The organism is Hymenobacter armeniacus (genome assembly GCF_014699055.1).
Taxonomy (GTDB): Bacteria; Bacteroidota; Bacteroidia; order Cytophagales; family Hymenobacteraceae; genus Hymenobacter; species Hymenobacter armeniacus.
Genome location: NZ_JACXAC010000005.1, coordinates 628,230 through 651,168, shown reverse-complemented (window position 1 = coordinate 651,168; position 22,939 = coordinate 628,230). Strand labels below are relative to the sequence as shown.

Annotated in this window: 16 protein-coding genes; 9 read left to right on the top strand and 7 right to left on the bottom strand. The window is 61.8% G+C overall.

What is annotated here, in order from left to right; all coding sequences use genetic code 11:
- Positions 1-32 precede the first annotated feature (32 nt).
- A complete protein-coding gene (ftsH, locus tag IC234_RS17460) occupies positions 33-2,150 on the bottom strand; it encodes an ATP-dependent zinc metalloprotease FtsH (RefSeq protein WP_190927084.1) in 2,118 nt (705 codons plus the stop codon).
- Positions 2,151-2,423: 273 nt separating this feature from the next.
- Positions 2,424-2,804, bottom strand: coding sequence for a ribosome silencing factor (gene rsfS, locus IC234_RS17455; RefSeq protein ID WP_190927081.1), 381 nt, complete (start codon positions 2,802-2,804; stop codon positions 2,424-2,426).
- 67 nt (positions 2,805-2,871) lie between these two features.
- Here rsfS and IC234_RS17450 point away from each other — a divergent pair, with 67 nt between their 5' ends.
- The 5 genes from IC234_RS17450 (at position 2,872) to rlmB (ending at position 10,198) form a co-directional block, all read left to right on the top strand.
- Positions 2,872-3,630 carry a biotin--[acetyl-CoA-carboxylase] ligase gene (locus IC234_RS17450; protein WP_317173401.1) on the top strand — a complete coding sequence of 253 codons (759 nt, stop codon included), beginning with the start codon at positions 2,872-2,874 and terminating at the stop codon, positions 3,628-3,630.
- A 255-nt stretch (positions 3,631-3,885) separates the two neighbouring features.
- Positions 3,886-4,530, top strand: a complete 645-nt coding sequence (locus IC234_RS17445) for a T9SS type A sorting domain-containing protein (RefSeq protein WP_190927079.1) — start codon at positions 3,886-3,888, stop codon at positions 4,528-4,530.
- Positions 4,531-4,723: 193 nt separating this feature from the next.
- A complete protein-coding gene (locus IC234_RS17440) occupies positions 4,724-7,732 on the top strand; it encodes a glycosyltransferase family 117 protein (RefSeq protein ID WP_190927077.1) in 3,009 nt (1,002 codons plus the stop codon).
- A gap of 169 nt (positions 7,733-7,901) precedes the next feature.
- A complete protein-coding gene (locus IC234_RS17435; protein ID WP_190927075.1) occupies positions 7,902-9,191 on the top strand; it encodes a GWxTD domain-containing protein in 1,290 nt (429 codons plus the stop codon).
- Positions 9,128-10,198, top strand: a complete 1,071-nt coding sequence (gene rlmB / locus IC234_RS17430; protein WP_223827738.1) for a 23S rRNA (guanosine(2251)-2'-O)-methyltransferase RlmB — start codon at positions 9,128-9,130, stop codon at positions 10,196-10,198. The genes IC234_RS17435 and rlmB overlap by 64 nt, the downstream gene beginning before the upstream one ends.
- 149 nt (positions 10,199-10,347) lie before the next feature.
- On the opposite strand, the gene IC234_RS17425 is transcribed toward rlmB, so the two are convergent.
- The gene (locus tag IC234_RS17425; RefSeq protein ID WP_190927073.1) at positions 10,348-11,430 is read right to left on the bottom strand and encodes a mannose-1-phosphate guanylyltransferase; all 1,083 of its coding nucleotides are present in this window, start codon (positions 11,428-11,430) and stop codon (positions 10,348-10,350) included.
- A 51-nt stretch (positions 11,431-11,481) separates the two neighbouring features.
- Positions 11,482-12,438 carry a KpsF/GutQ family sugar-phosphate isomerase gene (locus tag IC234_RS17420; protein WP_190927183.1) on the bottom strand — a complete coding sequence of 319 codons (957 nt, stop codon included), beginning with the start codon at positions 12,436-12,438 and terminating at the stop codon, positions 11,482-11,484.
- A 380-nt stretch (positions 12,439-12,818) separates the two neighbouring features.
- Here IC234_RS17420 and recQ point away from each other — a divergent pair, with 380 nt between their 5' ends.
- The 3 genes from recQ (at position 12,819) to IC234_RS17405 (ending at position 18,040) form a co-directional block, all read left to right on the top strand.
- Positions 12,819-15,023, top strand: a complete 2,205-nt coding sequence (gene recQ, locus IC234_RS17415) for a DNA helicase RecQ (RefSeq protein WP_190927071.1) — start codon at positions 12,819-12,821, stop codon at positions 15,021-15,023.
- A 262-nt stretch (positions 15,024-15,285) separates the two neighbouring features.
- Positions 15,286-17,382, top strand: coding sequence for a M3 family metallopeptidase (locus IC234_RS17410; RefSeq protein WP_190927069.1), 2,097 nt, complete (start codon positions 15,286-15,288; stop codon positions 17,380-17,382).
- A 154-nt stretch (positions 17,383-17,536) separates the two neighbouring features.
- Complete coding sequence (locus IC234_RS17405) at positions 17,537-18,040, top strand: EamA family transporter (protein ID WP_190927066.1); 504 nt, start codon at positions 17,537-17,539, stop codon at positions 18,038-18,040.
- 8 nt (positions 18,041-18,048) lie between these two features.
- On the opposite strand, the gene IC234_RS17400 is transcribed toward IC234_RS17405, so the two are convergent.
- The gene (locus IC234_RS17400; protein WP_190927064.1) at positions 18,049-18,471 is read right to left on the bottom strand and encodes a BrxA/BrxB family bacilliredoxin; all 423 of its coding nucleotides are present in this window, start codon (positions 18,469-18,471) and stop codon (positions 18,049-18,051) included.
- A 243-nt stretch (positions 18,472-18,714) separates the two neighbouring features.
- Positions 18,715-19,836 (bottom strand): glycoside hydrolase family 43 protein, encoded by a 1,122-nt coding sequence (locus IC234_RS17395; protein ID WP_190927062.1) that lies wholly within the window; start codon positions 19,834-19,836, stop codon positions 18,715-18,717.
- A gap of 300 nt (positions 19,837-20,136) precedes the next feature.
- Here IC234_RS17395 and IC234_RS17390 point away from each other — a divergent pair, with 300 nt between their 5' ends.
- Complete coding sequence (locus tag IC234_RS17390; protein WP_223827737.1) at positions 20,137-21,027, top strand: pirin family protein; 891 nt, start codon at positions 20,137-20,139, stop codon at positions 21,025-21,027.
- 145 nt (positions 21,028-21,172) lie between these two features.
- On the opposite strand, the gene IC234_RS17385 is transcribed toward IC234_RS17390, so the two are convergent.
- Positions 21,173-22,825: a M28 family peptidase gene (locus IC234_RS17385; RefSeq protein WP_190927059.1), complete on the bottom strand. Its 1,653-nt coding sequence runs from the start codon at positions 22,823-22,825 to the stop codon at positions 21,173-21,175.
- Positions 22,826-22,939: the final 114 nt, after the last annotated feature.

The following is a 22,939-nucleotide window of genomic DNA, read 5'->3' as shown; positions in this document are numbered from 1 at the left end:
CGGCTTTCCAGAATAGGCTTCAGCCTGCGCTACTACCCGGCCACGGCGCTGCCGCTGGGGGCCGATGCCTCGTTGTTGTGGTCGTCGTTCAGGCCCGGCAGGTTCAGGTCGGGCAGGTCGTTGCCGAGCTTGCCGCCGGCGGCCTGCTCGCCTTTCACCTCGCTGGCGGTCTCGCTGCGGTCGGTGCCGGCCATGTGGGCCTGGTAGTTGGTTTGGGTAGCGAAGGGGCGCGGGCCCACGAGGCGGGTCAGGTCTTCCTGCTGCAGCACTTCCTTCTCTAGCAGCTCCTTTGCAATCACCTCCAACTCGTGGCGGCGCTCGGTGAGCAGCTCCTTCGTGCGAGTGTACGCCTGGTCGATGATGCTGCGCACTTCCTCGTCAATCATCTGCGAAGTAGCTTCCGAATAGGGCTTCGAAAAACCGTACTCGTTCTGGCCTTTCGAGTCGTAGAACGACACGTTGCCGAGCTTGGCGTTCATGCCGTACATCGTCACGATGGAGTAGGCCATCTTGGTGATGCGCTCCAGGTCGCTCAGGGCACCGGTCGAAATCTTACCGAACACCAGTTCCTCGGCGGCGCGGCCGCCCAGGGCCATGCACATTTCGTCAATTAGCTGCTCGGTGTTGTACAGAAACTGCTCTTTCGGCAAGTACTGCGCGTAGCCCAGCGCGGCCACCCCGCGCGGCACGATGCTCACTTTCACCAGCGGGTCGACGTGCTCCAGGAACCAGCCCGCAATGGCGTGGCCGGCTTCGTGATAGGCCACGATGCGCTTTTCGCCGGGCGAAATGATTTTGTTTTTCTTCTCTAAGCCCCCAATCACGCGGTCGATGGCGTCGGTGAAGTCCTGGTCAGTGATGAACTTCTTGTCGCGGCGGGCGGCGATGAGGGCGGCCTCGTTGCAGACGTTGGCAATCTCGGCGCCGGCAAAGCCCGGCGTCTGAGCCGACAGACGGCGGGCGTCCACGTCGGGGCCCAGCGTCAGCGGCTTGAGGTGCACGTTGAAAATCTCGGTGCGGCCGTTAATGTCCGGCTTGTCGATGCTGATTTGACGGTCGAAACGGCCCGGACGCAGCAGGGCCGAGTCCAGGGTATCGGGGCGGTTGGTAGCGGCCAGGATGATAACCCCGGAGTCGGTGCCGAAGCCGTCCATTTCCACCAGCAGCGAGTTCAGGGTGTTCTCGCGCTCGTCGTTGCCGCCGGGCACCGAGCCGCGCGAACGGCTGCGGCCCACGGCGTCAATCTCGTCGATGAAGATGATGCAGGGCGCTTTGGCTTTAGCTTGCTTAAACAAGTCGCGCACGCGGGCCGCGCCCACGCCCACGAACATCTCCACGAAGTCGGAGCCCGACAGCGAGAAGAACGGCACGTCGGCCTCGCCGGCTACGGCTTTGGCCAGCAAGGTTTTACCGGTACCGGGAGGACCTACGAGCAAGGCACCTTTCGGAATCTTGCCGCCGAGGATGGTGAACTTGCTGGGGTTCTTCAAGAATTCCACAATCTCCTGTACTTCCTCTTTGGCCTCTTCGAGGCCGGCCACGTCTTTGAAGGTAATTTTCACCTTGTCGCCGCCTTCAAACAGGGCGGCGCGGCTCTTGCCGATGCTGAAAATTTGACCACCGGGGCCACCGGCGCTGCCCATGCGGCGCATCAGGAACCAGAACCCGACTATCATCAGCACGATGAAACCGTAGTTCCAGATGTAGTCGCCGGGACTGTTGCGCTCTTCAATGTTGAGGGGCAGGCGCTGGCCGGCCGCCACGTCTTTTTGCAATTTGTCGAGGTCTTCCTGGAAGAGCTTGGCATCGACCACGGGGAAATAAAACTGCGCCCCGCCCGTGCCGCTGGCCCCAAAAGGCGTGCGGCGCGTGAGTTCCTGCTTGTACTTCTCCTGGGCTTCCGGCTTCAGCTTCACCTCCACCAGCTTCTGGTTGCTGATGATGGTGATTTCCTTCACGTCGCCGGCGGCGAGCATGGTTTCGAAGCGCTGCTGGTTGATTTTGGCCGGCGCGTTCATGCTGTTCATCACCAGCACGCCGAACACGAACACGAGCAAGCCGGCCAGCACCCACAGTTGCAAGCCCGGCCGCGGATTGGGCGCCGGCGTCAGGGGCTTCTTTTTCTTGTTGTTGGGATTTTTATCCGACATGAAAATAGCTACTTTAAATCAGGTATAACTACGGGCCTAACACCGCCTCAGAAGCAAATGTTCGGCCATGCAGAAGACGCGCGAAGGACGGTTTTATTTTGGGCGAAGTTGGATTTTCGAGAAAAAGAGAACGTCATGCTGAGCGGAGCGCAGCGCAGTCGAAGCATCTCTGCTACGGGAGTAATCCAATCATCAGGATTAGTTACGCGGGAGAGATGCTTCGGCTGCGCTCAGCAGGACGTTCCTAATTCGTTGTAGGCCCCAGGCCAATCCTTAGGCCGGCTCCGCTTCCACGTAGCGGATGTCGGCGTCGCCCCACAGCTCTTCGAGGGCGTAGAACTTGCGGCGGTCGCGCAGAAACACGTGCACCACTACGTCCACGTAGTCGAGCAGCACCCACTCGCGGTTGGTACGGCCTTCGGTTTGCCAAGGGCTTTCGCCGGTTACTTTTTCAATCTCCTCTTCTACCGAGCGGGCCACGGCGTCGAGTTGGGTATCAGAATTGGCCGAGCAGATGATGAAATAATCTGCCACGGCGTTTTTTAATTCCTTCAAATTCAGCACCACGATGTCGGACGCTTTTTTGTCCTGCATCCCGCGGATGACCAAATCTGCCAATGTGTCTGAATCCTGCCGGACCAACGTGCTTTTCATATTGTGGTGTTAGGTGTGAGCTTTGCAGCTGAAAGTCTACGAAGTTAACGATACGCGAAAGAAGGCCGTGGTTGTCACCCCTCAAACCCTGTTCACGGGCCAACAACTCGTCTGGTTGCCGGCCTGTGCCTCCACCAATTCGGAGGCCCAGGCGTTGATTGTCCAAAACCGGGCCAGCGAAGGCTGCACCGTCATTACGGACTTTCAGTCGGCTGGCCGGGGCCAGCGCGGCAACCAGTGGGAAGGCGCCCCCGCCGAAAACCTGATGCTTTCGGTGGTGTGGCAGCCCACGTTTCTGGCAGCCGCGCAGCAATTCCAACTCAGCCAAGCCGTGGCCCTGGGGGTGCACGACTGGGCCGCGGCCCTGCTGGGCCCCGACCCCAAGCTGAAGCTGAAATGGCCGAATGACCTGTACTACGGCGACCAGAAGCTGGGTGGCATCTTGATTGAAAACACCCTGAGCGGCCCAAAGATTCAATATAGCATCATTGGTATCGGCATGAATATCAACCAGCAAGGATTTGCCGTGCCCACGGCCACCTCGCTGCGCTTGCTCACGGGCCGCGCCTACGACCGGGCCGCGCTGGCCGCCCGCCTGCTCGAATGCCTGGAGCGCCGCTACCTGCAGCTGCGCGCCGGGCAGGTGGGCGCGCTGCGCCAGACCTACCTCCGCGCCCTATATCGCTACCAGGAAACCCACACCTTTCTGATTGACGGGCAGGCAACGCAGGGCCAGATTGTGGGCGTGGAAGAAGACGGCCGGCTGGCCGTGGCCGTGGGCCCAGAGCTACGACGGTTTGGCATGCAGGAAATCCGGCACCTGTAGCCACCGGAGCCGCCGTTTTGGCCTCTGTGGTTCAACCATTAAATGGCAGTAATAAAATATTTCCGGACACAGGCAACCAGTTGGTTTGTCTGGCCGAGTTGGTTTTGTTGCCGCCATACAACTTTTGGCAGTTTTAACAGTCTATCAAACCGAAACGACTGGCCCGGGGTTGATTGCGCAACTCGGCACGGTGCTTGTCTTTGCCGTGGCCGGTACTTACCTTGCTCGTCACCTTACTCTTTTCTGCTTACCCGTATGAAACTTTTTACTCGAATTATGGCTGTGGCCGCCATTTTGGCCATGCCCCTGGCGCCGGTGCTGGCCGCCACCATCACCATTCAGGTGGGCGACAATTTTTACGCCGGCCCGGACGGGACCAACACCATTCGCATAGCGCGGGGCGACGTGTTGGTTTTTCAATATGTGGGGCAATCGAGCCATCCCACCATGTCGGACAGCTCGCCGGCGGCTTGGGCCACGTTCCAGATGAATTCGGCCAACCTGACTAAAACATTTCCGGCCAACACGTTTGCCGTGGGCACCTATCCTTTTCACTGCACCGCCCACGGCGCTCCCGGCCTTGGCCAGTTCGGCACACTCATCGTGACCACCAACACGGCCACGCTGGACGCCAACGCCGCCGGCATCGCCCTGAGCGTGTACCCCAACCCCAGCCACGGGCAAGTGACGGTGAAGCTGGACCAGAAGCCTGGTATAGACTACAAGCTGCGCCTGAGCAACATCATCGGCCAGGAAGTGCGCACCATTGCCCTCAAGCCCGAGCTGACGGTCGCCGGCCTGCCCCTCGACCTGAGCGACCTGCGCGCCGGCTTGTACATGTACAGCCTGCTGGTGGACGGCAAGGTGGTGAGCACGAAACGAATTGTGCTGCAGAATTAAGGTTTCTTTGCCCGAACTACTGACCAAAAAGCAGCCCATGGCTGCTTTTTGTGTTTCTGGCCTGTATCGGCGGCGGGTTCGTGCGCAGTGCAACCGTGCATTGCCTACTTTTGCCCTTTAACTGATTTGCTAGCTTCTTTTTCCGGCCGCGTTTTGCAAACGACGGGCGGCGTTGTGTGCCTCATTCGATAGTATGCGTTCCTTTAAAAGCCTGAACAACCTGGTCGGCTGGCTCGTGTTTGCCATTGCCGCCGTCACCTACCTGCTCACCCTGGAGCCCACGGCCTCGTTCTGGGACTGCGGCGAGTTCATTGCCTGCTCCTACAAGCTGCTGGTGCCGCACCCTCCGGGAGCACCCACCTTCCTGCTGCTGGGCCGCATCATGTCGCTGTTTTCGTTTGGCGACGTGACCAAAGTGGCCGTGCTCATCAACGCCCTCTCGGGCCTGAGCAGCGCCTTCACCGTCTTGTTTTTGTTTTGGATTATCACCCGCATGGCCCGCAAGCTGGTGCTGCGCGAGGCCGTGGGCAACAGCAACCTGCGGGCCGAAGCCATCGAGCCCAATGGCTATCAGCGCCTGCTCATCCTGAGCGCGGGCGCGGTGGGGGCGCTAGCCTTCACCTTCTCCGACTCCTTCTGGTTTAATGCCGTGGAGGGCGAGGTGTACGCCATGTCGGCGCTGTGCACGGCGGCCGTGGTGTGGCTGATGCTGAAGTGGGAAGCCCACGCCGACGAGCCCGATTCTGATAAGTGGATTGTGCTCATTGCCTACGTCATCGGCCTGAGCATCGGCGTGCACTTGCTGAACCTCTTGACCCTGCCGGCCCTGGGCTTCATCTACTACTACCGCCGCACCGCCAACCCCAGCATGAAGGGCGGCATCCTAGTGATGGTGGTGAGCATGATTATCGTGGGGTCCATTCTGGTGGGCATCATTCCCGGCCTGCCCACGCTGGCGGGCAGCGTCGAGGTGTTCTTCGTGAATACCATTGGCCTGCCGTTCAACTCGGGCCTGTTTGTGTTCCTGATTGTCTTTATCGGGCTGATTTGGTTTGGCTTCCGGCTTTCGTACCAGCGCCGCAGTCAGCTGCTGAACACGGCCATGCTGTGCTTCGTGTTCATTCTGATTGGCTACTCGTCGTATCTGATTGTGCCCATCCGGAGCTCCTTCCAGCCTACCATCAACGAAAACGACCCGGAGGATGTGCTCTCCTTCGTGAGCTACCTCAAGCGGGAGCAGTACGGCTCGCGCCCGCTGCTCTACGGCCCGCAGTTCAACGCCCAGCCCAACGGGCAGGAGCCCGGTGCGCCCCGCTACGCCCGCGACCCCAAAACCGGCCGCTACAAGGAGCTGCCCCCGCAGCCCGAGTACACGTACGCCGACGAGGACAAGATGCTCATCCCGCGCATCTACAGCTACGAGCCCGACCAGATTGCCAACTACAAGAAGTGGGTGGATATTCAGGATGGCGTGAAGCCGACCATGGGCCAGAACCTGGGCTTCCTGTTCCGCTACCAGATGGGCCACATGTTCTGGCGCTACTTCATGTGGAACTTCGTGGGCCGCGAGTCCGACATTCAGCAGGCGGGCGTGGTCACGCCCTTCAGCCCCGGCAAAAGCACGCTGCCGGCGCGCATCGGCGAGAGCCCGGCGCACAACAACTTCCTGGCGCTGCCGCTCATTCTGGGCCTCATCGGCCTGTTTTTCCAGAGCCGCCGCGACAGCAAGGACGCCTGGGTGACGGGCCTGCTGTTCCTGATGACGGGCCTGGCCATCGTGTTTTACCTCAACCAGCCGCCGCGTGAGCCGCGCGAGCGCGACTACACCTTCACCGGCGCCACGTTTGCCTTCTCCATCTGGATAGGCCTGGGCGTGCTGGGGCTGGCCGAACTATTCGGAAAAGTGGTGAAGGCCGACGGCCTGCGCGCCGGCCTGGCCCTGGTGGTGGGCTTGCTCATTCCAGGCATCATGGCGGCCCAGGGCTGGGACGACCACGACCGCAGCAACCGCTACAACTCTGTGGACTCGGCCAAAAACCTCCTGAATTCCTGCGCCCCGAACGCCATCCTGTTCACCAACGGCGACAACGACACCTTCCCGCTCTGGTACGCCCAGGAGGTGGAAGGCGTGCGCACCGACGTGCGCGTGGCCGTGCTCTCGTACCTGAACACCGACTGGTACATTGCCCAGATGAAGCGCCGCGCCTACAAGTCGCAGCCCTTCCCCATCAGCATGGGCCCCGAGGCCTACGCCCAGGGCACCAACGACATGCTGCCCTACGCCGCCAACCCGGCGGTGCAGAGCGTAAACCTCAAGGAATTCATTCAGCTCATCGCCTCCAACAACCCGCTGCTGCAGGTGCAGTACCAGGAAGGCGGCCCGAGCATGAACTCCTTCCCGACGCCCAACTTTTACCTGCCCATCGACACGGTGGCGGTACGCAAGCTCGGCATCATCCCCAAAGACCGGGAGAACCAACTGGTGAGCAAGATGGAGTGGAGCATGGGCAAGCGCGCCATCGAGAAGAAAAACCTGGTGATTCTGGACATGATTGCCAGCAACAACTGGCAGCGGCCCATCTACTTCAGCAGCACCGTGGCGCCCTCCGATTACATGAACCTGCAGCCCTACTTCCAGCTCGAAGGCATGGCCTACCGCCTGCTGCCGCTGAAAGACCCCAACTACGACCCCCGCTCCGGCGACGAGGGCTTCGTGGAAAAGGACCTGACCTACGAGCGCCTGCTGAAAACCTTCAGCTACCGCGGCCTGCAAAACCCGCACATCTTCTACGACGAGAACAACCTGCGCTTCCCGGCCAACTACCGCGACAAGTTTGCCCGCCTCTCGCAAGCCTACCTCTCCAGCGGCAACGTGGCCAAGGCCAAGGAAGTGGCCGACAAGTGCCTGGAGCTGATGCCCGACAACACCATTCCCTACGACTACTACTCGCCCCAGCTGGTGCCCGCCTTGGTGGCCGGCGGCGAAAAGGCCAAAGCCGACCAGCTCCTCGACGCCATGACGCGCCGCTCGGAGCAGATGCTGGCCTACTACAGCACCAAGCCCGACGCCAGCCTGTTTGAGGACGACATGCGCGGCTACCTGTTGGGCCTGCAAAGCGTGTACCGCGCCGCCGAACTCAGCGGCGACAGCGTACGCGCCCAGAAGGCCTACGGGCTGATGAACCAGTACTACCCGCGGTAGGTACTTGGTATAGGAGCAATGAAGTGAAGGCCGGTTCGCGCAGTGCGGGCCGGCCTTTTTCATGCCCGAAGTCTATTCTTTTCCAATACCATCGGCCGTGTTTGAGCGTTTGCAGCAGGAAATGGCTAATTTGACGTATTCCAGCCGGCGTCTTCGCATGAACATGGCAATGAAACGCAATTTTGTCCTCAGCTTAATCGGTTGCCTGCTGCTGGCGACGCTGGCGGCAAACGTCGCGCGCCAGCCCCTGGCCCCGCGCCCCGACTACGCCGGCCTCTACCGCGACGTGGCCCGGCTGGACGTGGACACCCGCCGCGAGGGCGACAGTCTGCGCTTTTACCTGCGCCTGCCCCCGCCCGCCCGCCTGGGTCCCGGCCACCCCTTGCGCCTCACCGCCTGGCCCAGCTACGAAGCCCGCCAGCCGCTGTGGCAAGACAGCGTGCCCCGCCGCCAGCAGCACGCCATCCCCTTCCCTGATGGGGTGCGCCTGAGCTTCTGCGTGGCCGCGAGCCGGCTGCCGACCGGCACCGTGCTACAGTTCAACACCACGCTGCCCGACGCCAAAGACGACTACCAGGAGCCCACGACCACGGCCTGGCTGCGCCTGACCGAAGCCCTGCTGGCGCGCCCGTTTGTGCTCGTGGATTCGGTGGGGCAGCCTTTGCTGCGGCGCTACGTGCAGGCCGGCGAGTCTTTCGGCGTGGACAGCTACGGCCTCTACCAGCCCGTGCGCTGGAAGCGCTACGCCGTGAACCCAACCCCGGCCCTGCCGCCCATGACCAACCCGGCCGCCATGCCCGCCGGCCCGCGCACCCTGCCCGTGCTCGACTCGGCCGAAACGCGCCCCGGCCAGCCCCTGCGCTTCGAGGAGCCCGGCCTGTACGCGCTGCGCGTGGGCTCGCGCAGCACCCGCCCGCCGGTGCTGGCCGTGCTGATGGCCCCCAACCGCTACCCCGAGCTCACCACGGCCGCCGAACTCATCGAGCCGCTGCGCTACCTCACCACCAGCCAGGAGCGCAAGAAGCTCACCGACGCCCCCGACCCCAAGCGCGCCGTGGACCGGTTCTGGCTCGACATCGCCCAGGGCAACCAAAATCTGGGCAAAGAGCTCATCCGCCGCTACTACGGCCGCGTGATGGCCGCCAACGAATTATTTGCCGCCCACAAGGCCGGCTGGCTCACCGACCGGGGCCTGCTGTACGTGGTGATGGGCCCGCCGCCCAGCGTGCGGCGGCTGTTCGACGGCGAGGAACGGTGGTTCTACCCGGAGGCGGGACTGGGCGGCGGCGGCGTCACCTTCAGCTTCCGGCCCCGGCCGAGTACCTTTGCGCCTGATTACTACGAATTGGTGCGCCGGCCCGAGTACGAACTGCTCTGGTATGCCGCCGTTGAAAAATGGAGAACCCCACCGACCGCCCTGACCGGCCCGAACGTCCCCAGCGACCTGCCCGCCCGGTAGCCGGCCGCCGCTTCTACGACGGCGCCAACCGCCCCGTCACCCCCAAACAGTTCCGCCCCGACCGCGGCGGCAGCGAGTTTGACGACCGCCCCGCCCGCCCCCGCGGCCGCGGCGGCTCCGACAACCGCGACGACTTCGGCGCCGACCGCCCCGCCCGCCCGGAGCGCGGCGACAGCCGCCCGCCCTACCGCGAGCGCAACGAAAACGGCCCGCGCGGCGGCCAGGACCGGCCCCGCTACGAAAACCGACCGGCCCAGGCGTCGAGCATCGACATGCTGTTTGGCCTGCGCCCCATTCTGGAAGCGCTAAGCGCCGGCCGCACGCTGGAGAAAATCTTCCTGCTGCGCGGCACCAAGAACAGCTTGGTTACCGACATTTCCACCGCCGCCCGCGAGGCCGGCATTCAGGTGCAGATGGTGCCGGTAGAGAAGCTCGACAACCTGACGCGCAAAAACCATCAGGGCGCCGTGGCCTTCGTGTCGCCCATCGACTACGCCCCGCTCGACAACATCGTGTCCGGGCTGTTTGAGGAAGGCAAAGTGCCCTTCCTGCTGCTGCTCGACCGCATCACCGACGTGCGCAACTTCGGCGCCATTGCCCGCACCGCCGAGTGCCTGGGCGTGCACGCGCTGGTGGTGCCCAGCCGCGGCGCGGCCCAAATCAACGGCGACGCCCTCAAAACCTCAGCCGGCGCGCTCAACATCCTGCCGGTGTGCCGCGAAGTGAGTTTGCACGAAACCATTCGCTTCCTGCAGCAGTCGGGCATCACCGTAGTGGCTTGTACCGAGAAAGCTGATGAAGCCGTGGGTGCCGCCCAGGTCGATTTCAGCGGCCCCGTGGCCGTGCTCATGGGTTCCGAAGAAGACGGCATCTCGCCCGACCTGCTGAGCCTGGCCGACGTGAAGCTGAAAGTGCCCATGACCGGCCAGATTCAAAGCCTGAATGTGGGCGTGGCCGCCGGCATCATGCTATTTGAAGTGGCCCGCCAGCGGGTGGCGCAATCTTAAAGAGCAACTATTGCCATCCTGAGCGCAGCGAAGGATGGCGGACAACCTAAAAGCCCCGGCACTGCGCAGTGCCGGGGCTTTTAGGTAAATGGGCGGTCTGGCTCTGACAGGACGGATTGCTGCGCTGCGCTCGCAATGACAGGCGGCGCCTAGTTGTACCCCGCGCCCTTCTTGGCCTTCACGTCGGCTACGAATTCCTTCACGCGCTGTTCTTCGCTGCGCTTGCAGATGAGCAACACGTTGTCGTACTCGGCCACGATGTAGTCTTCCAGGCCCTGCACCACCACGAGGCGATCTTCCGGCGTTTTGATGACGCAGCCGGTGGTGTCGTAGAGCAGCACGTCGCCGCTCACCATGTTGCCATTGTCGTCGTGCTGGCCGATGCGGTGCAGCGAATCCCAGGTGCCCACGTCGCTCCAGCCGAAGTCGGCGGGCAGCACGTACACGTTGTCGGCCTTTTCCATCACGCCGTAGTCGATGCTGATGTTGCGGCAGCGCGAATAAGCTTCGCCGATGAACTCCTCTTCCTGGGGCGTACCGAGCTGCGCGGCGCCCTCGTCAAACACTTCGGCGATGTCGCTCAGGTATTGGTGGAAGGCGTTGATAATCACATCGGCCCGCCACACAAACAGGCCGGAATTCCAGAGAAAGTCGCCGCTTTCCACAAACATGCGGGCCAGCTCCAGGTTGGGCTTCTCGGTGAAGGTTTTCACCTTGTGCAGCTCGCCGCCGGGCAGGCTCTGCTCGTCCATGTACTGGATGTAGCCGTAGCCGGTATCGGGCCGCGAGGGCTGAATGCCGAGCGTGATGAGCACGTCGTGGGCCCGGGCGGCTTCCACGGCTTTGCGGATGAGCCGTCGGAATTCGTCTTCGCGCAGCACGGCATGGTCGGCGGGCGTCACAATGATGGTGGCCTGCGGGTCGCGCTGGGCAATGCGGTAGCTGGCGTAGGCGATGCACGGGGCCGTGTTGCGGCCGATGGGCTCGCCCAGAATCTGGTCGGCCGGCAGGTCGGGCAGGTGTTCCTGCACCAGCTGGGTGTAGTCGCGGTTGGTCACCACGAAAACGTTTTCGCGGGGGCACACGCCGGCAAACCGGTCCACGGTAAGCTGCAGCATGGAGCGCCCAACCCCCAACACGTCGTGAAACTGCTTGGGGTGGTGGGTGCGGCTAAAAGGCCAGAAGCGGCTGCCAATGCCGCCCGCCATAACAACGAGGTAGGTGGAATTCATTACGACAAAGGTAAGACTTCGGCAGAACGTGCAGCACGGGACCCGGACCCGCTACACCAAGCCCTCGCGCAGCAAATCGTGCAAGTGAATAAAACCGGCGAAGGCGCCCTGCTCCGTCACCACCAGCTGCGTGATGTTGCGCTGCTGCATGCGGGCCAGGGCTTCGGCCGCAAAGTCTTCGATGTCAATCGTGGCCGGGCGGGGCGTGAGGATGTCGCGGGCGCGCAGGTTTTCCAGGTCCGAGAAGCTGCCGAGCATGCGGCGCAGGTCGCCATCGGTGATGATGCCGGCCAGCTCGCCGGCGGCATCCAGCACCGCCGTGGCACCAAGGCGCTTGCCGGAGATTTCGAGCAATACTTCCTTTAGCGGGGCATCTTCCTGCACCTGGGGGCGCTGGTTCTGGCGGCTGAGGTCGCCCACTTTCAGGTAGAGGCGCTTGCCGAGGGTGCCGCCGGGGTGCAGCCGGGCAAAATCGGCGGCCGTGAACTGCCGGCTTTCGAGCAGGCACACGGCCAGGGCGTCGCCCAGGGCCAGGGCGGCGGTGGTACTGGTGGTGGGCGCCAGGTTGTTGGGGCAAGCCTCTTTGGCCACCGGCGCGTGCAAGATGTATGTAGCCTGCTGGCCCAGGTAGGAATCGGCGCGGCTCACCAGCGCGGCCAGCGGCACGCCCTTGCGGCGCAGCAGCGGCACCAGCACCTTGATTTCGGGCGTGTCGCCGCTTTTGCTGATGGCAATGACGAAGTCTTCGGGCTGAATCATGCCTAGGTCGCCGTGAATGGCGTCGGCCGCGTGCATGAACAGGGCCGGTGTGCCGGTGCTGTTGAGCGTGGCCACAATTTTGCCGGCCACGTGCGCGCTTTTGCCGATGCCCGTGACCACCACGCGGCCCTTGAGCTGCAGAATAGCTTGCACGCAGCGCACAAAGTCGGGGGTGGCGCCAATGGCCTCGGCCACGTCGTGCAGGGCGGCGGCCTCTTCGTGCAGCACCTGCCGGGCAATGGTGAGCATGTCGGCGGGCGAAGGGGCGGCACCGGCGGCGGCCAGATGGGCGGAAGCGGAAGAAGCGGGCATGGGCAAAGCAAAAGCGGGAAATGGCGCTGCAAAATTCGGCCACAGAAGCTAAGCGGGAGGCAGAGCCCCGACGCCCCCAGCGGTGGCCCGGAACCATTCGTTTTCAGCCGCTAAACGTGCCACGCCCGTTGCCGTTTGCAAACGCCTTGTTCGTCTGGCATTTGCATTTTACCCAGTACGCGGCCACGTATTTGGCGTTACGAAATTGTTTTCCACAATTCACGAAAAACACCATTTTTCACGTTAAAAAACAATCCTCGTGCTTATCTTCGTTAAGAACCGCGCTTCCATACGCACCTCATCTGAGCTTACGAACTATGTCAACAGTTGCCCTTCAAGAATCCCCGGTCCGCACGGCCGATTTGAAACATACGCTTAAAGAAGTATTCGGCTACGGCCAGTTTCGAGGGACGCAGGAAGCTGTTATTCAGAACATACTGGCGGGCCGCAACACGTTTGTCATCATGCCCACGGGCGCGGGCAAGAGCCTGTGCTACCAGCTGCCGGCCCTGGTGCTGCCGGGCACGGCCATCGTGATTTCGCCGCTCATCGCCCTGATGAAAAACCAGGTCGACCAGCTCGGCGCCTTCGGCGTGAATGCCCAGGTGTACAATTCGACGCTGACCAAAACGGAGATGAACCGCGTCAAGAAGGACGTGATGAACGGCGACGTGCGCCTGCTCTACGTGGCGCCCGAAAGCCTGACCAAAGACGACACCATTGAGTTTCTGCTGAAAAGCACCATCAGTTTCGTGGCCATCGACGAGGCCCACTGCATCTCGGAATGGGGCCACGATTTCCGGCCCGAGTACCGCAAGATTCGCGGCATCATCGACAACCTGGGTGGTAATGTGCCGATTATTGCCCTCACGGCCACGGCCACGCCCAAAGTGCAGCTGGACATTCAGAAGAACCTGCAGATGGACGACGCGTCGGTGTTCAAAACCAGCTTCAACCGCACCAACCTTTACTATGAGGTGCGCGCCAAGCACAACACCAAGAAGCAGCTGATTCAGTACGTGAAGCAGCACAAGGGCAAGGCGGGCATCATCTATTGCCTGAGCCGCAAGAAGGTGGAGGAAATAGCCGAGCTGCTGCGCGTGAACGACGTGCGCGCCCGCCCCTACCACGCCGGCCTCGACCAGCAAACCCGCATCGACAACCAGGACGCCTTCCTGAACGAGGAATGCGACGTCATCGTGGCCACCATTGCCTTCGGCATGGGCATCGACAAGCCCGACGTGCGCTTTGTGGTGCACTACGACGCGCCCAAGTCCATTGAGGGCTACTACCAGGAAACCGGCCGCGGCGGCCGCGACGGCCTGGAAGGCAACTGCCTGATGTTCTACAGCTACGACGACATTCTGAAGCTGGAGAAGTTCAGCAAAGACAAGCCGGTGACCGAGCGCGACAACGCCCACCAGTTGCTGCAGGAAATGACGAACTATGCCGAGTCGTCGGTGTGCCGGCGGCGGCAGCTGCTGCACTATTTCGGCGAGGTGCTGGAGAAAGACTGCGGCTTCTGCGACAACTGCAAGCACCCCAAGGAGCGGTTTGAGGGCGAAGCGGCCGTGGGCCTGGCCCTGCGCGCCGTGGTGCAGACCGAAGCCCGCTTTAACCTGACGCACATCGGCCAAGTGTTGCTGGGGCTCAGCAACCCGCACATCGAGAGCTACGCGCACAATGCGCTGCCGGTGTACGGCCAGGGCAAGGAGCTGGGCGACGCCCAATTCTGGCACTCGGTGCTGCGCCAGTGCCTGCTGAACGGCTTCCTGGAAAAGGATATCGACAGCCTGGGCTTGGTGCGCATCACGGACAAAGGCATGGATTTCATTGAGAATCCGACTTCTATCACGCTGACGCGCGACCACAATTTCGACGCCGAGCAGAAGGCCGACGAGGAAAAGGAGGAAGTGCAGCAGGCCGCTGGGCACGACGAAGCCCTGTTTACCCAGCTTAAGGAGCTGCGCAAGCAGGTGGCCAAACAGAAGAACCTGCCGCCCTACGTCCTCTTCCAGGACCCGAGCCTGAAGGAAATGGCCACCACCTACCCCACCACGCTGCACGACCTCACGCACGTGTCGGGCGTGGGCCAGGGCAAGGCCCAGAAGTTTGGCGCGCCGTTCGTGGCGGCCATCAAGAAGTACGTGGAAGACAACGACATCGAAACTGCCGAGGACGTGGTGGTGAAGTCGGCCGTGAACCGCTCCAAAATCAAAATCTACATCATCCAGCAAATCGATAAGAAGATGATGCTGGAAGACGTGGCCTCGTCGAAAGGCATTTCGATGGCCGAGCTGATGGAGGAAATCGAGCACATCTGCTACTCCGGCACCCGCCTGAACCTGGGCTACTACCTCGATGAAATGGTGGAGGAAGAGCGTCAGGAAGAGATTTACGACTACTTCATGTCGGCCACGACCGACAACATTGCCGTGGCCATGAAGGAACTGGGCGACGAGTTCAGCGAAGAAGAGCTGCGGCTGGTGCGCATCAAGTTCATCAGCGAAGTGGCCAACTAATCGGAGCTGGCATCCACGGAAGCCGCTCCAACAAAGCAACCTTACGCAAGAGGTTGTTTCGTTGGGGCGGCTTTTTGGTGCACGTCTGTCATCCTAAGCGCAGCGGAGGACCTTATCACCGAAGAACGATTTACTGTAGTCCAGACGGTGCGAGCGTGATAAGGTCCTTCGCTGCGCTCAGGATGACAGGCGCTCATAAACGACCTGCTGAAATCAACCGCCTGTTAACTTGCCAGACATTTTAACTTTTCTGCTTTAAAGTATGACGACTTCTTTTTCTTGCCGGGCGGTTCTGCGCGGCGCGCTGGCGCTGCTCTCCATGAGCGCGCTCGAGGCCCAAGCCGGCGGCCCGCCCGCGGCGCCCAAAGCGGCCGCCAACCCGCTGATGCCGGCTTTCAACCAGCCCATCGCCTTCAGCAAGGCCACCAAGGCCGATGTGCAGCAGGCCACCACCCTGGCCATTGCCAACACCAAAACGGCCCTGACCACCATTTACAGCGTGCCGGCCGCCAAGCGCACCTTCGCCAACACCATGCTGCCTCTGGATGCCATGAGCGACAACTTTGGCAGCGTGGCCGGCCCCATCAGCATCTTGTTCAACGCCAGCCCCGATTCGGCGGTGCGCAACCAAGCCGAGCGCAGCCTGGCCCTCATCAGCAAGTATGGCAACGAGCTGGAGCTGGACGAAAAGCTCTACCGGGCCGTGAAGGACTACTCCAAGACCCCGGAAGCACTGGCCCTGACCGGCCCGCGCAAGAAGTTCCTGACCGAAACCGTGGACGAGTACGAGCGCAACGGCTTCGCCCTGACGCCCGAGAAGCGGCAGGAGCTGCAAAAGCTCAACGACAAAATATCGGACCTGGCCCTGGCCTTTGGGGCCAACATTGCCAAGGACCGGAGCTTTTTGCTGGTGAGCGAGGCCGATATGAAAGGCCTGCCGGAGGACTACATTAAAAGCCGTCCGCGCGAGGGCGCGATGTACCGCATCAACGTGGACGGGCCTTCTTACACCACGTTCATGAAGTACGCGGAGTCGGAACCCATGCGCAAGCAGCTCTACACACTCTACAACAACCGCGCGGCCGAAGCCAACCTGCCCGTGCTGAAGCAGCTGCTCATTGAGCGCCAGAAAAAAGCCCAGCTGCTGGGCTACAAAACCTACGCCGCCTACCAAACCAGCAGCCGCATGGTGAAAAACCCCGAAACCGTGTGGGCTTTCGAAACCAAGCTGGTGGACCGGGTGAAGGTGAAAAGCCAGCAGGACCTCGACGAGCTGCTGGCCGTGAAGCGCGCCTACCTGAAGGACGTGAACGTGAAGACGATAGCGCCCTGGGAAACGTCTTTCTACAGCAACTTGCTGATGCAGAACAAGTACCAGGTCGACGCGGAGAAAGTGAAGGAGTACTTCGAGGTGAACCACGTGGTGGATGGCCTTTTCAACACCACGCAGCAGCTGTTTGCCTTGAAGTTCAACGAGGTGAAGAACCCTTCGGTGTGGCACAAAGACGCGCGCATGTTTGAGGTGCAGCGCGACGGCCAGCTCATCGGGCGGTTCTACATCGACCTGTACCCGCGCGACAACAAGTACACCCACGCGGCCTGCTTCGGGGTGCAATCGGGCCGGGCCACGGCCAAAGGCTACCAGCTGCCCACGGCCGTGCTGCTCTGCAACTTCAACGCGCCCACGGCCGGCAAGCCGGCCCTGATGAACCACGGCCAGGTGGTGACCTTCTTCCACGAGTTTGGCCACGTGATGCACAACCTGCTGACCACGGCCGAGCTGTCGGCGCAGTCGGGCACCAGCGTGAAGCGCGACTTCGTGGAAGCCCCTTCCCAAATCCTGGAAAACTGGGCCTGGAACTACGACGCCCTCAAGACCTTCGCCAAGCACTACCAGACCGGCGAAGTGCTGCCCAAGCCGCTGTATGACAAGATGTGGACGGCCCGCAACGTGGGCTCGGGCCTGGCCGCCTCGAACCAGATTCTGTACGGCACCCTGGACATGACGCTGCACGACCGGTTCGACCCGAACGGCACCGAGACGACCACCGACGTGCTGAAAAAGCTGCAAAACCAGATTACGCCCTTCTCCTACCTCGACGGCACCAACATGCAGGCGTCTTTCGGCCACCTCACCGGCTACGGCGCGGGCTACTACGGCTACATGTGGTCAAAGGTGTACGCCGAGGACATGTTCTCGGTGTTTGAGAAAAACGGCATCATGGACAGCAAAACCGGCCTGCGCTACCGCGACTACATCCTGGCCAAAGGCGGCACCGACGAGGAATATACCCTGGTGAAAAACTTCCTGGGCCGCGAGCCCAACCAGGACGCTTTTTTCAAGTCGCTGGGGCTGTAAAGGCCCGACGAAGGCATGCTTCCAAACAAAAAAGGCCGCTTCCCCAAGCGGCCTTTTTCGTTTCCGGCTGCGAAGCCTGCCGAACTCTGGCCCCGGCGCCGCGTATTGCCTAAGTGCCTAGCGTGCTGCCTGGCAAATACTTAGCGAATTATATATGTGGGTTGTATTTGCGTTGCTGGCGGCGTTGGTGTCGGCTACTGTGGTCACCTTGTCGAAAGCAGGCATCAAAAACGTACCGCCCAGCCTGGCGTTTGCCATTCAGGCCGTGCTGATAATCATTGTGTCGTGGGGCACGGTGCTGTGGGAAAACCTGCTGCCCGACCTGGGCAAGATTGAGCGCAAAAGCTGGATGTTCCTCATTGCAGCCGGTGTCCTCACGGCCGCGTCTTCCCTCCTGTCCTTTCGGGCCCTGTCCATCGGCGATGCCTCGCGCGTCTCGCCGCTCACCAACGTAGCCCTGGTGTTTTCGGTAACCTTGGCCGCCATTTTCCTGAAGGAGAAACTCACGTGGCAGGTGATGCTCGGCGCTGGGCTCATGGCCAGCGGGGCGCTGCTCATCGCCTTCACCAAGCCAACTGAGAAGCCCGAGGATGCCAGCAAAAAAAATGGCCGCCCCGAAACCGGGACGACCATCTACGAATCGAAGCCAGCGGCTTAGATTGCAAACTAGCAATACTCTTCGAACGCGCCTTGAAGGTTGTTCACGATGCGCATGGCGTCGGAGCCTTCGATGTGGTAGCGCTCAATCATGTGCACCAGCTCGCCGTCTTTGAACAGGGCGATGCAGGGCGACGAAGGAGGGTACGGCAGCAGGTGCTCGCGCATCTTGGCCACGGCATCGGTTTCCATGCCGGCGAACACGGTCACGAGTTTGCCGGGCTTTTTGTCGGCGCTGGCCAGGGCCATTTTCAGGGCCGGGCGGGCCTTGGCGGCGGCGCAGCCGCACACCGAGTTCACGGCCACCAGCACGGTGCCTTCTTTGTCGGCCAGGGCCGATTCCACTGCTTCGGGGGTCATTAACTGCTCAAAACCAACCTCGGTGAGGTCCTGGCGGATGGGCGCCACCATGTATTCGGGATAAACTGCCATTGTACTGTATAATTAAAAAGCGGCGGGGCCGCGTGAGGATGCAAAAATACGCATGCTTAAAGCATTAGGGGCGGCGGAAAGTTTCGAGGGTACCAGATGCGTTAAACAAGAACGTCATGCTGGGCTTGCCGAAGCATCTCTGCCGCGCAGCTAAACCCTGATGACTGGTTTACTGCGGCGGGTGAGATGCTTCGGCAAGCCCAGCATGACGTTGCTTTTTGCGCCGTCTTTCTACCCTCGGCCCTACGGCACTATCGTCTCGATGCCGCCATCGGCGCGGCGCTTCAGCTCGGTGACTTTGATGTTGCGCAGCCAGGTTTTGCCCGAGAGTTGGGTGTCGTGGTAGAAAATGTACCACTTGTCCTTGATGGGCACGATGGAGTGGTGGGTGGTCCAGCCCTGCACGGGCTCCATGATGACGCCCTGGTAGGTGAAGGGGCCGGTGGGCGTAGAACTGGTGGCGTACACCAGCAGGTGCGTGTCGCCGGTGGAGTAGGAGAAATAGTATTTGCCCTGGTACTTGTGCATCCAGCCGCCTTCGAAGAAGCGCCGCTTGGTGTCGCTGGCTAGCAGAGGCTTGCCAGTTTCATCCACGATGACCAGTTCTTTCACGGGGCCGTCGAAATGTTTCATGTCGGCCGAGAGCTTGGCCACGCGGGCGTTGAGGGCGGGCACGTCGGTGCTGGGCTCTTTTTCGGCGGCATTAGCGTCGTAGGTGCCTTTTTGCCAGCGCTGCAGCTGGCCACCCCACAGGCCGCCGAAGTACATGTAGGCGCTGCCGTCGGTGTCCTGAAACACGGCTGGGTCGATGCTGAAGCTGCCGGCAATGGGGGCGGGGTCGGCCTTGAAGGGGCCAGCGGGCGTTTTGCTGGTGGCCACGCCGATGCGGAAGACGTCCTGCTTGTCCTTCACCGGGAAGTAGAGGTAGTAGGTGCCGGCCTTGAAGGCGGCGTCGGGCGCCCAGAGCTGGCGGCCGGCCCAGGGAATGTCCTTGATGTCGAGGCCCACGCCGTGGTCCGTCACCTTACCCCCAATGCTGTCCATCGACAGGATGTGGTAGTCGCGCATGGCGAAATGGTCGCCCTTGTCGTTTTCCGGAATGCCGGCCTCGATGTCGTGCGAGGGGTAGATGTAAATTTTGCCGTCGAAGAGGTGGGCCGACGGGTCGGCCGTGTAGATGTTGCTGATGAGGGGCTGCGACAGCGGCTGCTTGGCGGCCGGGGCGGCGGCCGTGGTGTCGGCCTTGGGCGCGTCGGAGGCGGTGGTGGTTTCCTGGGTGGAGCTGTTGCTTTGGCAGGCGCCGAGCAGGGCCAGCGAAGCGGCTAGCACGGGCGCCAGGCGCGGCGATTTGGAGGAAGTGAGCATGAGGGAATTTTGGAGTGTAAGCAGGTTTTCGAAGGCTGTCAAAAACGACTTGATTGCCGTGGCCAGGCCGGCGTTACCAGCGACTGGCGCGTAAATATAGAAGCGCAACCCGCGCCCGCAACCAGTTGATTGATAACGCTTTTTAACCAAAAACTACCGCAACCGTTTGTGATAGGCGGTCAAAACCTAACGGGTTTTGGCGCGTTTAGCAGCAGCCGGCGCATAACTATTTTGACGCCCAACGCTTTTACCAGACGGCCGCCCTGAGCAGGCCTTTCCCCTCTCCTTTTCCTACTTTTTATGGATACCACACAAGCCACCACGTTCCGAAGAATCTTTCAGGTGATTGACGGCAACCGGAAGGCCGTCGGCGACGGCTTCCAAGTGACCAGTCCCATGCCGGGGCCGCGCATCCGCCAGCTCAGCCCCTTTCTGCTCATCGACCACATCGGGCCCATGGCCATCGCGCCCAGCGAGACGCCGCTGGGCTCGCCGCCCCACCCCCACCGCGGCTTCGAAACCGTGACCGTGATGTACCAGGGCGTGCTGGCCCACCGCGACACGGCCGGCCACCAGGGCAACATCGGCCCCGGCGACGTGCAGTGGATGACGGCCGGCGCCGGCCTCATGCACGAGGAGCTGTATGAGAAGGAATTTACCCGCCGCGGCGGTACGCTGGAAGTGGTGCAGCTCTGGGTGAACATGCCCAGGAAGGACAAGATGGCGCCCGCCAACTACCAAGACATTCCGTCGACGGAAATCAAAACCCTGCCCACAGCCGACGGCAAAGGCACCATCCGCGTCATCGCGGGCAGCTACGAGGGCGTGACCGGCCCCGCCAGCACCTTCTCCCCCCTGACCATGCTCGACGTGCACCTGCCCAAAGGCAGCGAGTTCACGCTTAAGCTGCCGCAGGACTACAACGTGGGCCTTTACATTGTGAAGGGCGATGTGCTGCTGCACGGCAACCGCCCAGCGGCCACCAAGCAGCTGGTGGTGCTGGGCTGGAACTCCGAGGAAGCCCACCTCACCGCCACCGAAGACAGCATCGTGCTGGTGCTGGCCGGCGAGCCCATTGAAGAGCCGCTGGCTACCTACGGCCCCTTCGTGATGAACACCAACAAGGAGTTGGTGCAGGCCATTGCCGACTACGAAAGAGGCGCCATGGGCAAGTTTGAGGACGAGGAGTAGAGCTAAATCGCATAAAATAAGGCCGTCATGCTGAGCGAAGTCGAAGCATCTCTACTGCAGTACTAAATCAAATTAGTTGCGAGGGAGAGATGCTTCGACTTCGCTCAGCATGACGGCCTTTCTGATTTTGTTCTGCTACTTGTCTCTACCGGCTGCCGTAGCGCTGGCCGAAGAAGTCGCCCTTGTTCCAGGTGGGGCGTGCGGGGTTGTTAGCCACTTGGTAACCGATGAGGAAGCAGAGCTGCACGTACTTTTTGCCGGCCTCGAAATCGAACTGGCCGTTGATGTCGTCCTGGGGCTTGTGGTAGGTCACGGCGCGCCACTTCTGCACTTCCTCGCTGAGGTTGTTTTTGCCGTCGGCGGTTTTGTTGCCGTATTTGATGTGCAGGGCCGGAATGCCGGTGGTCACGAAGCTGTACTGGTCGCTGCGGATGAAGCGGTTTTGCTCGGGCTCGGGGTCCTGCTCCAGGGTTACGTTCATGTAGGCCGCCGCCTTTTTTACCGGCTCAATGAGGCTGGAATGCGGGGCGCCCAGGGCCACCACGCTCAGCAGCGGGGCAATGAGGGTGGGCATGTCCATGTTCACGTCGGCCACGATGTTGGCCTTGGGCACCGTGGGGTTGGCCGCGAAGGCGGCCGAGCCCAGCAGGCCCAATTCCTCGCCGGTCATGAACACGAAGAGCATCGTCCGCTTGGGCTTCTCCTTGAGCTTGGAGTAGATTTTGGCGATTTCGAGCACGCAGGACACGCCCGAGGCATTGTCGTGGGCGCCGTTGTTGATGGAGTCGCCTTTCACGGGTGCCGTGATGCCCAGGTGGTCGAGGTGCGCCGAATGCACCACGTATTCGTCCTTCAACTTGGCATCGGAGCCGGTGAACTTGCCCACCACGTTGTAGCTCTCAATGTCCTGATAAGTCGACTGCGCGCTGGCCGTTACGGTGGTTTTCAAAGCAGCCGACGCCGGCTTGCCGCTCTTGATGGACGCAAACACCTGCGCGGTATCCAGGGCGGCCGTTTGCAGGAAGCGCTGCAGCGTGGCGGCGCTCACGGCGCCGTAGAACTGCTGCTTGCTGCCCGCCGCAAAGGTGCGCGACACGGCCACTTTGCCATTGGGCCCCAGCACGCTGTAGGTTCCGGTTTTGATGCTGGCCAACGGTGTGGCGTGGGTCGAAGCCAGCATCAGGCCCACGGCGCCGTGCTGCACGGCCGCTTTCAGCAGCCCCGCCAAATCCTGGCTGGCCGAGGCCACGGTGGAGGCAAACGTGCGCGGCGCACCGCGCACAATCACCACAATCTTGCCCTTCACGTCGAGGCCCTTGTAGTCGTCGTAGCCCAGCTCGGGCGCGCTGATGCCGTAGCCGGCAAAGGCCAGCGGCGCGTTCGTGACGCTGGTGGCCGGCAGCTCGGGGCTGGGGTACACCACGTAGTCCTGGCCCGCCGTGAGCGGCATGGCCGTGCCGTTGGCGTCGCGGGCCGCAAACGTGGCGTCGCCCTTCAGGAAAGCCCGGCGCAGGCGCACTTTCTGGATGTAGGTGCCGCCTTCGCCGGCGGGCTGCGCGCCCAGGTCCTTCAGCTGCTTGGTCACGTAGTCGACGGCCATTTGGTAGCCGGGAGTGCCGGCTTTGCGGCCCTGCAGCTTGTCGTCGGCCAGGTAGGCAATGTGGGCTTTGATGTCGGCCGGCTGTACTTGGTCAAGGGCTTGCTTGACGGGCGCAGGCACCGTGAGGGGCGCCTGCGCCTGGGCGCGGGGGCTGAGCAGTAAAGCCGCGGCGGCGCTTACTAAAAGAAAGTTTTTCATGGATAAATGGTCTAGAGACGCAAGATATTGCGTCTCGTCGTTGAACGACTTGTGCCTGCGCGGTGCGAACGAAACCCGACAATCCTTAAAACGGCGCGGACGACGAGACGCAAA